The 12,813-nt window shown below is 68.1% G+C and carries 14 protein-coding genes; 8 read left to right on the top strand and 6 right to left on the bottom strand.

What is annotated here, in order from left to right; translation table 11 throughout:
* Positions 1 to 195: 195 nt before the first annotated feature.
* The 6 genes from IEW34_RS18725 to IEW34_RS18700 form a co-directional block, all read right to left on the bottom strand.
* Positions 196 to 591 carry a VOC family protein gene (locus IEW34_RS18725; protein ID WP_188610727.1) on the bottom strand — a complete coding sequence of 132 codons (396 nt, stop codon included), beginning with the start codon at positions 589 to 591 and terminating at the stop codon, positions 196 to 198.
* 184 nt (positions 592 to 775) lie between these two features.
* Positions 776 to 1,447 carry a DUF6064 family protein gene (locus tag IEW34_RS18720; protein ID WP_188610726.1) on the bottom strand — a complete coding sequence of 224 codons (672 nt, stop codon included), beginning with the start codon at positions 1,445 to 1,447 and terminating at the stop codon, positions 776 to 778.
* Complete coding sequence (locus tag IEW34_RS18715) at positions 1,447 to 2,268, bottom strand: aldo/keto reductase (RefSeq protein ID WP_244642084.1); 822 nt, start codon at positions 2,266 to 2,268, stop codon at positions 1,447 to 1,449. Before IEW34_RS18715 ends, IEW34_RS18720 begins: the two co-directional genes overlap by 1 nt.
* A 380-nt stretch (positions 2,269 to 2,648) precedes the next feature.
* Positions 2,649 to 2,987 carry a DUF805 domain-containing protein gene (locus IEW34_RS18710; protein ID WP_188610724.1) on the bottom strand — a complete coding sequence of 113 codons (339 nt, stop codon included), beginning with the start codon at positions 2,985 to 2,987 and terminating at the stop codon, positions 2,649 to 2,651.
* A gap of 79 nt (positions 2,988 to 3,066) precedes the next feature.
* Positions 3,067 to 4,047, bottom strand: a complete 981-nt coding sequence (locus tag IEW34_RS18705; protein WP_188610723.1) for a hypothetical protein — start codon at positions 4,045 to 4,047, stop codon at positions 3,067 to 3,069.
* Positions 4,044 to 5,744, bottom strand: a complete 1,701-nt coding sequence (locus tag IEW34_RS18700) for an Hsp70 family protein (RefSeq protein ID WP_188610722.1) — start codon at positions 5,742 to 5,744, stop codon at positions 4,044 to 4,046. Before IEW34_RS18700 ends, IEW34_RS18705 begins: the two co-directional genes overlap by 4 nt.
* Before the next feature lie 450 nt (positions 5,745 to 6,194).
* Between IEW34_RS18700 and katE the strand changes: the two genes are divergently transcribed.
* The 8 genes from katE (at position 6,195) to IEW34_RS18660 (ending at position 12,754) form a co-directional block, all read left to right on the top strand.
* Entirely contained in the window at positions 6,195 to 8,306 is a 2,112-nt protein-coding gene (gene katE, locus IEW34_RS18695) for a catalase (RefSeq protein ID WP_188610761.1), read from the top strand.
* A 384-nt stretch (positions 8,307 to 8,690) separates the two neighbouring features.
* Complete coding sequence (locus IEW34_RS18690) at positions 8,691 to 9,218, top strand: DUF1801 domain-containing protein (protein WP_188610721.1); 528 nt, start codon at positions 8,691 to 8,693, stop codon at positions 9,216 to 9,218.
* Between the two features lie 135 nt (positions 9,219 to 9,353).
* Positions 9,354 to 9,782, top strand: coding sequence for a helix-turn-helix transcriptional regulator (locus IEW34_RS18685; protein ID WP_188610760.1), 429 nt, complete (start codon positions 9,354 to 9,356; stop codon positions 9,780 to 9,782).
* Positions 9,779 to 10,198, top strand: coding sequence for a VOC family protein (locus tag IEW34_RS18680; RefSeq protein ID WP_188610720.1), 420 nt, complete (start codon positions 9,779 to 9,781; stop codon positions 10,196 to 10,198). Before IEW34_RS18685 ends, IEW34_RS18680 begins: the two co-directional genes overlap by 4 nt.
* A 108-nt stretch (positions 10,199 to 10,306) precedes the next feature.
* Positions 10,307 to 10,759: a DUF1801 domain-containing protein gene (locus IEW34_RS18675; protein ID WP_188610719.1), complete on the top strand. Its 453-nt coding sequence runs from the start codon at positions 10,307 to 10,309 to the stop codon at positions 10,757 to 10,759.
* A gap of 227 nt (positions 10,760 to 10,986) precedes the next feature.
* Positions 10,987 to 11,580 carry a hypothetical protein gene (locus IEW34_RS18670; protein ID WP_188610718.1) on the top strand — a complete coding sequence of 198 codons (594 nt, stop codon included), beginning with the start codon at positions 10,987 to 10,989 and terminating at the stop codon, positions 11,578 to 11,580.
* Positions 11,580 to 12,149: a hypothetical protein gene (locus tag IEW34_RS18665; RefSeq protein WP_188610717.1), complete on the top strand. Its 570-nt coding sequence runs from the start codon at positions 11,580 to 11,582 to the stop codon at positions 12,147 to 12,149. The genes IEW34_RS18670 and IEW34_RS18665 overlap by 1 nt, the downstream gene beginning before the upstream one ends.
* Positions 12,149 to 12,754: a hypothetical protein gene (locus IEW34_RS18660; RefSeq protein WP_188610716.1), complete on the top strand. Its 606-nt coding sequence runs from the start codon at positions 12,149 to 12,151 to the stop codon at positions 12,752 to 12,754. The genes IEW34_RS18665 and IEW34_RS18660 overlap by 1 nt, the downstream gene beginning before the upstream one ends.
* The last annotated feature ends 59 nt before the right edge of the window (positions 12,755 to 12,813 follow it).

Raw genomic sequence — 12,813 nt, 5'->3', positions numbered from 1 at the left:
ATGATCTGCTCTTCCGTGAACCGTGACTTCTTCATCCGTCCGTCCCTCGTGCTGGGGCGGACTCTAACTATCCGTGGAGGAGTTTCAGGGGCTCACGTCAGGGCGACCACGCCGCTGCATAGGCCGGTCCCACCGCCGCGACCGCTCGCGCGCGCTTCGCGGCGGATTTCTAATGGTATTATCCGAAGTAGATGGTCAGCGCTGCCAGCTCTTGTGGACGAACTCGAGGCTGTAACCATCGGGGTCGAGGACGTTGGCCGCGTAGTAGCGCGGATCGTAATGCAGCCGGGCGCCGGGCGGGCCGTTGTCGGTTGCTCCGGCAGCCATGGCCGCGGCGTAGGCCGCGTCGACGGCGGCGCTGCCGCTCGCCACGAAGCCTACGTGGACGGCACGGCCCTCGACCGAGCCCTGCTTCAGCCAGAAGACCATGCGCCCGTTGGCGCCGAAGCCCTTCAGGTCGGGATGCCCGGGCGGACCATCCCTTCCATCGTAGTCCAGACGGTCGGTGATGCCGAGCGGCGCAAGCGCTTTCCTATAGAATTCGACCGAGCAATCGATGTTGCTGACCGAGAGAAAGATGTGGTCGAGCATGACGAACTCCTCACTTTGGATGATGTAGCCGCCGGCGACTTTTCGATGTTCTCCGCGTTGATCCAGCGATCGTCGGCGGGCAAGCGGCTTGCGGCCAAGCGCCAGATATCGTCCGGCCTCATCGGCGCCGGGTGGCCAGTAACGGTACCCGACGTTTCTCGAGATGCGTATTTCTCCGCCCGGATCAGGCGGGCGTTGAGCTCGGTGCGCGGCGCAGGATCAGGAGGGCGACAGCCGTTCCCGCCGCCGCGAGCGGCACCAGGGCCTGCCCCTCGCCCATGGTGCGCAGGGTGAGGCCGCTGAGCAGCAGCCACGACAGTGGAATCGGACACAGCAGCGGCTGCCACCGTCCACCGGCCGCGACGAGGAGGCCGAGCGTTGCGATCGCGGTCGGGTCCGGGGCGACGCCGAAGACCTCCGCGCTAATCCAGGGCCGTCCCAGAAGCGGCGCCAGCAGCGGATAGGCGAGGCCGCTCGCCACGAGCAGCAGGCCGAGGCGACCGGTGACGTCCCGCCGGTCGCAGGCAAGACCTCCGCTGGCGCCGGCGGCAGCCAGCAGCAGCCCCTGCAAGCCGAAGGCCGGCGCGACATAGAGGGCCGCCCAGTTGATCCCCGCATAGCGGTTCCACAGGAATGACCAACCGACGCAAGCCCACAGCACACCGAGAATGAGCCCGATCCAGGTGCCATGTCCCGGCGCCCGGCGGAGAACGAGAAGGACGATGACGACGCCGGAAGCGAGGGTCGCGAGCTGCAGCGGCCAGAGGGCGGCGTTGTGCAGCTCGAACATGCGCCAATAGACGCGTGGCGAGAACAGCAGGAAGCTCTCCAGCCGGTACGTCCACCATTCCGACATCAGAGGGTCCGCACGTGCGCTGCCATCCGCTGCCGCAGGGCGGCATCTGGCAGGGGGTCGGCCGCGGCCGCCACATTTTCGCGCACGTGGTCGATGCGGCTCGTCGCGGGGATGGCGACGGTGACCGCCGGATGGGCGAGGATGAACTTCAGCAGGACCTGTGCCCAGCTGCCGGCGCCGATCTCGGTGGCCCAGCCCGGCAGCGGCTGGTGCGCGAGCTTGCGCGTGAGCGCGCCCTGGCGGAAAGGCCTGTTGACGATGACGGCCGTGCCGCGTTCGGCCGCCAGCGGCAACAGCCGCTGCTCCGCCTCCCGGTCGACGATGTTGTAGGTGAGCTGCACGAAGTCGAGCGGATGGCGGCGCATGATCTCCTCGAAAAGCTCGTGCCGGCGCCCCTCCGATGTGGTGATACCGACATAGCGGAGCCGCCCCTCCGCCTTCATGGCGAACAGCGTTTCCAGATGCGCCTCCCAGGCGAGCAGGTTGTGGACCTGCACGAGGTCGAAGCGCTCCACGCCCCAGAGGCGCCGCGATTGCTCGATCTGCTGCGCCCCGTGCGCCGGCGACGACGTCCAGACCTTTTCGGCGGAGAACAGGGCTGCGGGCCGGCCGAGCTTGCCCAGCCCATAGCCGATCACCGGCTGTGACGAGCCGTACATGGGCGATGAATCGATCAGGCGGCCGCCCGCCTGGAAGAAGGCTGCCATCACGCCCGTGCATTCGTCGCGCAGCGCGGCATCGTCGCCGACGTTGAAGGTGATCCAGGTGCCGAGCCCGACCGCGGGGATCCGTTCGCCCGACGAGGGGATCGCGCGCGCCATCGGCGCGGGCGTCGCGGCCGGCGCAGGGGCCGGCAGGGCGAAGGCCGCACCGCAGGCGGTAGCAGCTTCGATGAATCTCCTGCGGGTGATCATCCGTCATCCCCATGCGCCGCGGCGCTCGCGCGTCCTAACGACGAGTGCTAAAGCAGAAATGTGCAGCGGTTCTGCGTCCGCAATTGCGTCAGAACGAAGTAATAGCGCATGCCCTGCGAAGCGGGCTTCCCCGGGCATGTTTCGGCCTCCGACTGCGCGCTTTCGAGGGGCAGGCGCCGCGGATCGTCTCCGACGGACCGCTCCAGCGGTCGCTTCGGGGCATGGACGGGGCTAACGCCGCGCCGGCTCGGCCGGGCACCGAACAATCGACCGCGCCTGCCTCGCTCTCACCCACTTGGCGGCCGCGGATTGGGCCCGAACACGTTGTCATGCTTCTCTCCGTTCAACGCGAGGAAGACGGCGAGAACGAGAAGGCCGACGTAGGGGATCGCGACGACGCCGAACGCGGACCAGCCGCGCCCTGTATCATGCAGGCGCCTGATACAGACGGCGACGAGAGGCACGGCGATCAGAAGCAGGAGCGTCAGGATCGTCATCGCCAGAAGCAGCGACTTGACGATCACGACCAGGGGCACGAGCACGGCGGTGGCGATGGCGCAGGCTCCAAGCGTGCCGAGCAGCTCGCTGCGCGTCGCGCGGCCCGTGAAATCGGGCTTGTACGCCAACAGGTACCTCGCGAGCAGCACAGGCAAGCTGTCCCGGAACGATCGAACGGGGGGTGTGGTCATGTGGTCATGGCAGGGCTCACCGCGACAGGCTCATCGTCAGATGGGCCGCGTAGAGCGCGATCCAGCCGCCGATGAGATAGCCGTACCAGCTGATGGAGGTCGAGCGCTTCGCCACCTGCTCGGCCCGCGCCCCGAGCCTGGCGTCCCACAGCGCCACGTGGCGTGTGTCCAGAGCGGAGATGAGGTCCGGATTGTGCGCTCTGATGTCGGCAAGCAACTGGGCCACCTGCGGTGCGTCCCCAAGCCAGGCGCGCAGGCCGATGCGCCGCGGCGGCGGGCGTTGCAGAAGCCGGAAGGCCGCGTGCCAGCGATGCAGCGGCTCGCTCAACTGGTCGAGGACGGCGAGATCGTCGGCGCGCCGCGCCAGGTGCACGATCAGTGGCCGCGCATGGATCGCCCGGCTCTCGGGCGCCCAACCGAACCGCTCGACCACCAGAGGCAGGATGGCGTCCGAGCGCGGCACCGCGTGAAAGATGGCCTCGGCCAGCCGCGCCTCGGTCCTGGCGGAGAGATCGATGGCCTCCATGTCGGGATGATCGAGCAGGGCGCGCAGGGCCTCTTGCAGGGCGCAGCGGTCCGGCGGCGCCGTCTCGTCGTCGACAAACAGCAATGCGGCGAGCCTGTCGAAACGCGCCTCGTGATCGTCGACCGGCTTCGGCGTCCGGGCCGGGGGAAACGGCACGGCGGGTTCGGAAGCTGGTGGACGCCGCTCGGCTACGGGCGATACCAGCTCTCCCGCTGTGCTCGGCCAGAACTCGGCGATCTCGTCTGTCGCCGGAGAGGAATCGAGAGCGGCCGCAGGCCCGGGCGTGAGCTCGATCGGCTGCGGCTCGGGCTCGCTCGCCTGGCGCACGGCCAGGTCGAGGGCGCTGCGCAGCGCCATGAAGCCCTTGGGATCGGCGTCGACGTCCATCGCCTTGAGCTTGCGCGCGTAGGCGCGGCGAATCGCGGTGGTGTCGCCGGTCGGCTCCAGGCCGAGGATAGCCCAATTGCTCACAGGAAACGCTCGCCTTCCAGCGCGTTCAGCCGCTCCTCCACCTCGCGGCGCACATGCGCGATGTCGCGCGGGTCCTGGCGCTCCAGCGCTGCTTCGAAGGCGAGGATCAACTGGCCGATATGGTCGCGCCGCTCGCCCAGGAAGAACTCGTAGCAGCGCGCGGCGCGGGCGAGCACCGCGGCATTGGCCGCGTCGTCGCGCGGGTGCACCTTGAGCCCGGCGAGAGCTGCGCGCCGCGCGGCAAGCTCGGCCTCGTCAGGGGCATCCTCGTCGTCGTGGATGACAAGCTGCTTGGTCATGCCGGTCTCCGGCACGGTGAGGTCGACCTCGAGCAGGCCGCTGGTGTCGTAGCTGAAGCGACAATCGACGTGGATGCGCCCCGCCGGGCGAGGCGGCACCGGCACCGAGACGGTCCCGAGCTTGACGTTGGAGGCGACATTGCGCGCCTCACCCTGGTAGATGCCGAACTGGACCGCCTTCTGGTTGTCATGAACCGTCGAGAAGGCGTGGACGCGGCTGGCCGGGATGACCGTGTTCCGCTCGATAATCGGCGCGAAGACGTCGGGATGCATGCGGCCGTTGCTGTCGAACTCGGTGGTGTCGACGCCGAGGGTGAAGGGGCAGACGTCGGTCAGCCGGATCTCGTTCAGCGCGGCGTCGCGGGCGCGCAGACCCGCTTGCACGGCGGCACCCAGAGCGACCGCGTGATCGGGGTGCACGGAGGCGTCGGGAAAGCGCCCGAACATGCGGGTGACGGCGCGGCGCACGAGCGGCATGCGGGTGGCGCCGCCGACGAGTACGACCTCGCTCAATGTCTCCGACACGACGCCGCTGTCGCGCAGGGAGCGCAGCACCGGGTCGCGCAAGCGCGCGACGAGGGGCCCCGCCGCCGCCTCGAAGTCGGCCGCCGTGACAGCCGTCTCGAACGGCTGCCCCTCCCAGACGAAGGAAAAGGCCGCCGGGTCGCCCGTCGTCAGGGCGCGGCGGCAGCGCTCGGCCGCGGCGCGCATCATCTCCCGCAGGCGGCTGTCATGCGCGATGCCGGCCAGCGCCGGAAACTGCCCCAGCGCCAGATCGGCCAGCACATCGTTGAAATCCTCGCCGCCCAGCCGGTTGTCGCCCGCCGAAGCGCGGACCTCGATGATGCCCTCGAAAATCTCGACGATGGAGACATCGAAGGTTCCGCCGCCCAGATCGAAGACGAGAAAAGGGTTCTTGTCCTCCTTCTCGTGGATGCCGTGGGCCAGAGCCGCGGCGGTCGGCTCGTTGAGCAGCCGCTCCACCTTGAGGCCGGCGATCTCTCCGGCGCGCCGCGTCGCCTTGCGCTGGCGATCGTTGAAATAGGCCGGCACGGTGATCACCGCCGAGTCCACCGGCTCCCCGAGCCATTCCTCCGCATCGGCCTTGAGTGCCCGCAGCACCAGCGCCGACAGATCTTCCGGCGAAAACAGGTGCTGGCCGATTTGGAGCTTCTGTTGCGTGCCTATCTGGCGCTTGAAGGCGGTGGCGGTGAGCGCCGGGTGCGTGGCGCGGCGCTCGCGCGCCGCCATGCCGACCAGAACCGCACCCTCGTCGGAGACGCCGACCGCCGATGGGGTCAGAACATCGCCGATGCTGTTGGGAATGAGAGTCGCCTCGCCGTCCCGCCAGACGGCGACGGCGCTGTTGGTCGTGCCCAAGTCGATGCCGACGATCATGATCTCTCCCTGCCACGCGCCCGCCTGGAGGCCTCGCGAGGCGGTGGACTCATCCGCTTGAGAGAGGTGCTCCAGATCGAAAGACCTAAGCGCATCTCTATCCGATCCTCGCGACGGATCCCACCTGCCGGGACATTTGCCGGCGAGACCCCGTAGCCCGGTGCGGCTAGGAGTGCCTCGCGAGTGCGTGGTGCAATCGATCGGGGGCGCCATAGTGGCTGGGCTCCGGGGGCCGTATTGCAGCGGAGCAACAGGCGGACTCAAGGGCCTGAAGGCGAGAACCTATCATCGTCTCATCTATGCGCCGGCCAACTGCGCTGCCGCTTCCGCTTCCATAAATATCCCGGCCTGAACTCCAGTCTCGGCCGCAACCTTTGCCCCTCCCGCACATTACTGCCGCAGGCGGCGCCCGGTGCGGCTCCGCGGGTCAGCAGCCATTCGCGGAGGTCCATCGTGCCGAATTCTCCATCCACCGCCAGCTATGCCGACCAGACCGTCACCCGAGGCGAAGGCGGCGAGACGCACCAGCACGCCGGGGGCGAGGTGCCGGTGCTGACCACCCAGCAGGGTGTGCCGGTCGCCGACGATCAGAATTCCCTCCGGATCGGACGGCGCGGGCCCACGGCGCTGGAGGATTTCCACTTTCGCGAGAAGATATTCCACTTCGATCACGAGCGTATCCCGGAGCGGGTCGTGCATGCCCGGGGCTTCGGCGCCCACGGCTTTTTCGAGCCTTACGAGTCGCTCGCCGATATCACCAAGGCAGACCTGTTCCAGCGGCCCGGCGACAAGACGCCGGCCTTCGTGCGCTTCTCCACCGTCGCCGGCAGCAAAGGTTCGAGCGATCTGGCGCGGGACGTGCGTGGCTTTGCCGTCAAGCTCTATACCCAGCAGGGTAATTGGGATCTCGTCGGCAACAACATCCCGGTATTCTTCATCCAGGACGCGATCAAGTTCCCCGACATCATCCACGCCGCCAAGGAGGAGCCGGACCGCGGCTTTCCGCAGGCGCAGACGGCTCACGACAACTTCTGGGATTTCATCTCGCTCAATCCCGAGAGCATGCACATGGCGCTGTGGATCATGTCCGACCGGACCATCCCCCGCTCGTTCCGATTCATGGAGGGCTTCGGGGTTCACACGTTCCGGCTGATCAACGCCGCGGGCAAGTCCACCTTCGTCAAGTTCCACTGGAAGCCCAAGCTCGGCCTTCAATCCGTCGTGTGGAACGAGGCGCTGAAGATCAACGGCGCCGATCCGGATTTCCACCGCCGTGACCTGTGGGACGCGATCCAGTCCGGCAACTTCCCGGAATGGGAGCTCGGCCTGCAATTGTTCGACGAGGTCTTCGCCGAACAATTCGCCTTCGACGTGCTCGACGCGACCAAGATCGTGCCGGAGGAGCAGGTGCCGGTGCGCCGTGTCGGGCGGCTGGTGCTCGACCGCTGCGTCGACAATTTCTTCGCCGAAACGGAGCAGGTGGCCTTCTGCACGCAGAACATCGTGCCGGGCATCGATTTCAGCAACGATCCACTGCTCCAGGGCCGCAACTTCTCCTATCTCGACACGCAGCTGAAGCGGCTCGGCAGTCCCAACTTCACCTATCTGCCCATCAATGCGCCCAAGTGCCCGTTCCACCACTTCCAGCAGGACGGACACATGGCCTTTCACAATCCCAAGGGGCGCGCCAACTACGAGCCCAACTCGTGGGGTGGAGCCGCCGGCGGACCGCGCGAGGCGCCGGATGCGGGCTTCACGTCCTATCCGTCGGAGGAGGAGGGGCCGAAGCTGCGCATCCGCGCCGAGACCTTCGCCGATCACTACAGCCAGGCGCGGCAGTTCTACTTGAGCCAGGCCGAGATCGAGCAGCGCCACATCGCTGCCGCCTTCACCTTCGAGCTGAGCAAGGTGGAGACGCCGGCGATCCGCGCCCGCATGGTCGCCCACCTCCTCAACGTCGACGAGGTGCTCGCCAAGGCCGTGGCCGAGGGTCTGCGCCTGAAGGCCATGCCGGCGCCGGCTGAGCCGGCACGGCCGGTGGACAAGAGCCTCAAGCCGTCGCCGGCCCTCAGCATCGTGGGCAACGGCCCGCAGAGCTTCAAGGGCCGCAAGCTCGGCGCGCTGGTCACCGACGGGGTCGATGCCGGGCTGCTCACGGGGCTGAAGGCGGCGCTCGAGGCCGAAGGTGCCCTGCTGAAGCTGGTGGCGCCCATGGTCGGCGGCGTCACCGCCAGCGACGGGGCGTGGATCGACGCCGACGAGAAGATCGACGGCGGCCCTTCGGTGGTCTTCGATGCTGTCGCCCTCCTGGTCTCCGACGACGGCGCGAAGCTGCTCGCCGACGAGGCGACGGTGCGGGATTTCGTGGCCGACGCCTTCGCGCATCTGAAGTTTATCGGCTACGTGCCGGCGGCCCTGCCGCTGCTGGAGAAGGCGGGGGTCGCTGCCGCGCTCGACGCCGGCACCATCGAGCTCAAGGCCGCCGCCGACGCGGCCGGCTTCGTCAAGAGCTGCGCGCCGCTGCGGCTGTGGGCGCGCGAAGCGAAGGTGAAGCGGGTCTAGTGGCACCCGGTGGGGAGCCGCCACCTCGATCCTGTCTCGCCGATGGAACTGCCTGCCGGGCTCCTCAACCGGCGGCAGCAGGGCTTGCACAAGTCGGCCCGGTGGGCGCGGATGCGCGCGACGGCATTGCGCGCGCGCCGCGACGGCGAGCGCCGCAGTGACCCTGGATCTCGCCTGGAGTCCACCGCATCGGTTGCGGTCGCATCACCCGAGGGCGCAGTGCCTGCGAGCGGTGTTGCAGCGGGCTGCCACCATGGCTCATGACGGAGCGAATGCCGGCCGAGAAGGCCAAGCTGGAAATCGTTGCGGATTTCGGCATCGTGCCCCAGGTGATGCGCGGCAGGCATCGCTGACCATTGATCCGCCAGCCCGTGGAGTGACCATATGGCCGACAAGCCATCTACCGCATCGACGAGCGTCGCGAAGGCTACAAAGCCCCTCGCGCGCAAGCCCGCGAAGAAACCGCCGGCGCCCGATGCCGTTGTGCCCGGGGGCAAGGCCCCCGCCGCGACGCCGACCCTGCTCTCCGGCGGCAATCCGCAGATCGCCAAGGGCTATGGCAACGCCCCGATTGAGGCCTACATTGCCGCCATGCCGGGCTGGAAGAGCGACCTGGGTCGTCGCCTCGATGCCATCATCGAGCGCACGGTGCCGGGCGTCTCCAAGGCCGTGAAGTGGAATTCGCCCTTCTACGGGGTCGAGGGCGAGGGCTGGTTCCTCAGCTTCCACTGCTTCACCAAATACGTCAAAGTGGCCTTCTTCCGCGGCACGTCGCTGGACCCCGTCCCGCCCGGCGCCTCCAAGAGCCAGGACACGCGCTATCTGGATATCCGCGAGGGCGAGGCACTCGACGAGGCACAGTTCGCCGCCTGGGTGAAGCAGGCCAGCCAGTTGCCGGGCGAGCGCATGTAGCTCCCGCGAGGCGCCGGCGATGGAGGGTGACGAGCCTTGACGAGGACGCTCGATCAGCGCGGCAGCAAGCAGAGGCGCGGGCCTACGGGCCAGGATCCCGCGTTGCTGCGCCGCCTGCTGCGCGCCAGAGATCGGATGGACGCGGCCCCGCACGAGGAGTGGCCCGTCCCGCGGCTGGCGCGCGTCAGCGGCGTCTCCGAGGCCCACTTCGCACGATCCTTCAAGGAGGCCTTCGGCGTCCCGCCGCACCGCTATCTGCTCACGCGTCGCCTCGAGCGGGCCAAGGCGCTGCTGCGCGATACGGACCTGCCTGTCACCGAGATCGCATTCCAGACCGGCTGGAACAGCCTGGGCACCTTCGGGCGAACGTTCCGCGACGTCACCGGCGAGAGCCCGGGCGCGCTCCGGTCGCGCCAGAGGGCGATGCCCCATCAACTCGATCCGGTGCCACCCTGCTTCCTCAGCGCTGCCCACCGGCCCGACCTCACAATCGCAGTTTCGGAGAAGCGGCGGCTGGAAGCGGACGCTAGGGTGAACGGACCTGAAGCAACGGAGGTCCCATGAGCCAGGGTGTCGGGGTGGTCGGTCTGTATGTCCGCGATCAGGACGAAGCCATCCAATTCTATGTCGAGAAGCTCGGCTTTCGCGTCCACACCGATGCGCGCAACGGCGACTACCGCTGGCTCACGGTGCAGCATCCGGAGCAGCCGTCCTTCCAGCTCGGTCTGTTCACGCCTCAGGCGCCGATGCACGATGCGGCCACCGCCCTGACCCTTCGCGAGATGGTGGCGAAGGGCGCCATGCCGCCGCTCGTGCTCGTCGTCGACGACTGCCGCGTCGCCCATGAGCGGATGCAGGCCCGTGGCGTGGAGTTCACGCAGGAGCCGGTGGAGCGCTACGGCAGCGTCGACGCCAGCTTCCGTGATCCGTCGGGGAATGGCTGGAAGCTGATCGAGGCGCGGCAGGCACAGGCTGGCTGAGCCGGCGCGCCGGACGGTATCGCCGACGGCGGTTGCGTAGTAGCTAAGCTGGGGGGAGCCGGCACCACGTGCCGGTGCGCCATCTTCAGGCGATGACGAGCGGCGAGCATGACGACGAACGAGAGCGGTTCGGCCGACACAGACGGGGAAGACGCCGCCGCCCGGCTGATCGATGCGCGCATCGAGGAACTGGGCGATTGGCGGGGCGAGATGCTCGCGCGGGTTCGCGGTCTCATCAAGGAGGCCGTTCCTGACGTGGTCGAGGAGTGGAAGTGGCGCGGCGTTCCGGTGTGGTCGCAGGGCGGCATCATCTGCACCGGCGAGACCTACAAGGCGGTTGTGAAATTGACCTTCGCCAAAGGCGCCTCGATCGAGGACCCCTCCGGCCTCTTCAACTCCAGCCTCGACGGCAACACCCGGCGGGCCATCGACATCCGTGAGGGCGAGGCGATCGACGAGGAGGCGCTGAAGGCACTCGTTCGCGCCGCCGTGGCGCTGAACACCGCGGGGCGAGCGCGCGCTCGTCCTGCCCGCCCTCGGAAAGGAACAGAGAGCGGTTGAGGCGCCTGCAACGAGCGGGGCTCCCGATCGCATAGGATCGGCTGCGTCAGTATATTGAAGTATTTTTTATATAATAAAGAACAAATTTCTGGTTAGGTGCAGCGTGTTTCACCGGTTGGCAGTCTACGTGACTGTTGATGTTGTTGCCTTCGTTGTGTTAGCAATGGTACAAGCGACTTAAGCTTAAGCGGCGCTGGGAGGGCGTCTTTGCAGGCGAGATCTGGACGGTGACCGAATTTTCCGGTCTTGGGCAACGGCTGAAGGGGTGGCTGCTCGGCGGTGTCGGCGCCGCCATCGCGGTGATCGTCGGTATCGGCCTCGCCATTCTCGGCACCAAGCCGAAGCCGCCCGCGACGCTCGATGCCCGGCAGTCGATCGCGACCGGCCAGTGGCTGGTCAGGCCGTTGGCCGCCTATACGGCCGCCGGGGCGGTTCACGGCATTCAGCTCAAGGACGGCCGGGCGCTGGTGCTCGAGGCGCAGCTCGTCAATCGCACTGCCGAGACGAGCAGCGACTATGGCACCCTGTTCAAGCCGGAGACCGGCCTCGATGGGAAGCGGCCGCGGCCGACGGTGGTGCTGTTGCGCGACGGCGTCGGCGGCCGGTCGCCGGGCCTGCATCCCGGCCTCGGCGAGAGAGTGGCCTTCATCTGGCCGATGGCGAAGGGGCAGGAGCCGCCGGCCTCGCTCGCCTTCGTGGTCAACTCCAAGCGCTACAAGGCGATGGACAATCTCAAGGGGCTTCCCGGCTGGTTCAACGAGCAGCCGGCCGGCCGCTTCACCCTGGCGGTCGCGCCGCCGGGCAGGGGCGGAGTCGACTGATGCGGGTCCTGATGGGTGTTGTCGTGCTCGGTGTCGCGGCGCTGCTCTGCTACGGCCTCCAGGCCTCGAAGCCGCGCCCCGTCGATCTGGCCCGTACCGTGCCGGTCGCTGGGCGCCAGGGCGAGACGGTGAGGGGGCGTTTCCTCGCCGGCCGTGTCGACAAGGTGGAATTCGCCCGCAACCTGAAGGTGCCATTCGATCGCGAAGCCCGCACGCTCACGACGGACGGCCTGTGGGTGGTCGTCACCCTTGAGCTGGAGGCGATGCGGCAACCGGTCGTGCTCTACCGCCGCACATGGAACGGACCGTCGGGGCTCACCTTCCATGAATCGGACCGGGCGCCCGCGGGGCTGCCGACCGGTTTCATGGTCGGCCAGGCAAGCCGAGGTCGGCTGGTGTTCGAAATCCGTCCGGAAGCGGCGAGCGGGGCGAGCCTGCATCTCTCACGCGACTGGATCTCCCGGTTCGACAGCGAACTGCGCATCGATCTCGATGCCATTCCGCGCGATCCGGCTGGTGGACCCGATGTCGTCGACACACTGGACCTGAGCTTGGGCGGGGACGCGTGATGGCGCAGATCAGCCAGCCGGCCGGTGCCGGGGAGCGCCGGTGGCGCCGCCGGGCCCTGCTGACCCTGCCGCTGCTGCTGCCGCTCGCCGCCGCCGCCCTCGGCGCCAATCATCTCTACTGGCTCTGGCACGGCAGCCACATCGTCGCCCGCGAGGTGGCCGCGGGCGAAACGGCGGTCTTTGGTGGCAGCGAGTGGACCCTCACCGGTCTGGTGGCACGGCCGGAGGCGAAACCCGCGGCGGTGCCGCCGGGCTTTACCCTGCTGGTGGCGGATCTCTCGGTGAAGGTCGGCTCCGCGCACAACGCGCTGAAGGTCGGCGACACCACCTTCGAACAGCTGTGGGGCGCCTGCCAGGTCGGTGTCGTCGACGGCCAGGGGCGCCGCTGGAGCGCGGCGAAGCTCGGCTACACGCCGGCGCTCTACCCCGCGCGCCAGCGTGATATCGCGACCTGCGGTTCGCATTCGCTGTCGAAGCAGCCACCGGAGGCGGTACTGACGGTCCGCGAAGCCTTCCTGGTACCGCGCGACGTGGCGCCCTCGGTGCGCCCCACACTGAGCCTCGACGGGGAGCAACCATACTATTTGGTGTTCCAGCGGCGCTAAAGCGTGTGCCGAGCCGGTGGGATCATCTGATCGGGAGACTCTAGAGTATTTCCGCGTTT

The sequence above is a fragment of the Chelatococcus reniformis genome (assembly GCF_014640075.1).
Lineage (GTDB): Bacteria > Pseudomonadota > Alphaproteobacteria > Rhizobiales > Beijerinckiaceae > Camelimonas > Camelimonas reniformis.
Note: the sequence above shows the minus strand (reverse complement) of the source record. Positions and strands in the feature narration are given on the sequence as shown.

Excerpts from the sequence above, each read along its gene's own strand:
- IEW34_RS18725 (WP_188610727.1), bottom strand. The coding sequence starts at position 591 with ATGCTCGACCACATCTTTCTCTCGGTCAGCAACATCGATTGCTCGGTC.
- IEW34_RS18720 (WP_188610726.1), bottom strand. The coding sequence starts at position 1,447 with ATGTCGGAATGGTGGACGTACCGGCTGGAGAGCTTCCTGCTGTTCTCG.
- IEW34_RS18715 (WP_244642084.1), bottom strand. The coding sequence starts at position 2,268 with ATGGCGCGCGCGATCCCCTCGTCGGGCGAACGGATCCCCGCGGTCGGG.
- IEW34_RS18700 (WP_188610722.1), bottom strand. The coding sequence starts at position 5,744 with ATGATCGTCGGCATCGACTTGGGCACGACCAACAGCGCCGTCGCCGTC.
- IEW34_RS18690 (WP_188610721.1), top strand. The coding sequence starts at position 8,691 with ATGGCCGACAAGCCATCTACCGCATCGACGAGCGTCGCGAAGGCTACA.
- IEW34_RS18685 (WP_188610760.1), top strand. The coding sequence starts at position 9,354 with ATGGACGCGGCCCCGCACGAGGAGTGGCCCGTCCCGCGGCTGGCGCGC.
- IEW34_RS18680 (WP_188610720.1), top strand. The coding sequence starts at position 9,779 with ATGAGCCAGGGTGTCGGGGTGGTCGGTCTGTATGTCCGCGATCAGGAC.
- IEW34_RS18675 (WP_188610719.1), top strand. The coding sequence starts at position 10,307 with ATGACGACGAACGAGAGCGGTTCGGCCGACACAGACGGGGAAGACGCC.
- IEW34_RS18665 (WP_188610717.1), top strand. The coding sequence starts at position 11,580 with ATGCGGGTCCTGATGGGTGTTGTCGTGCTCGGTGTCGCGGCGCTGCTC.
- IEW34_RS18660 (WP_188610716.1), top strand. The coding sequence starts at position 12,149 with ATGGCGCAGATCAGCCAGCCGGCCGGTGCCGGGGAGCGCCGGTGGCGC.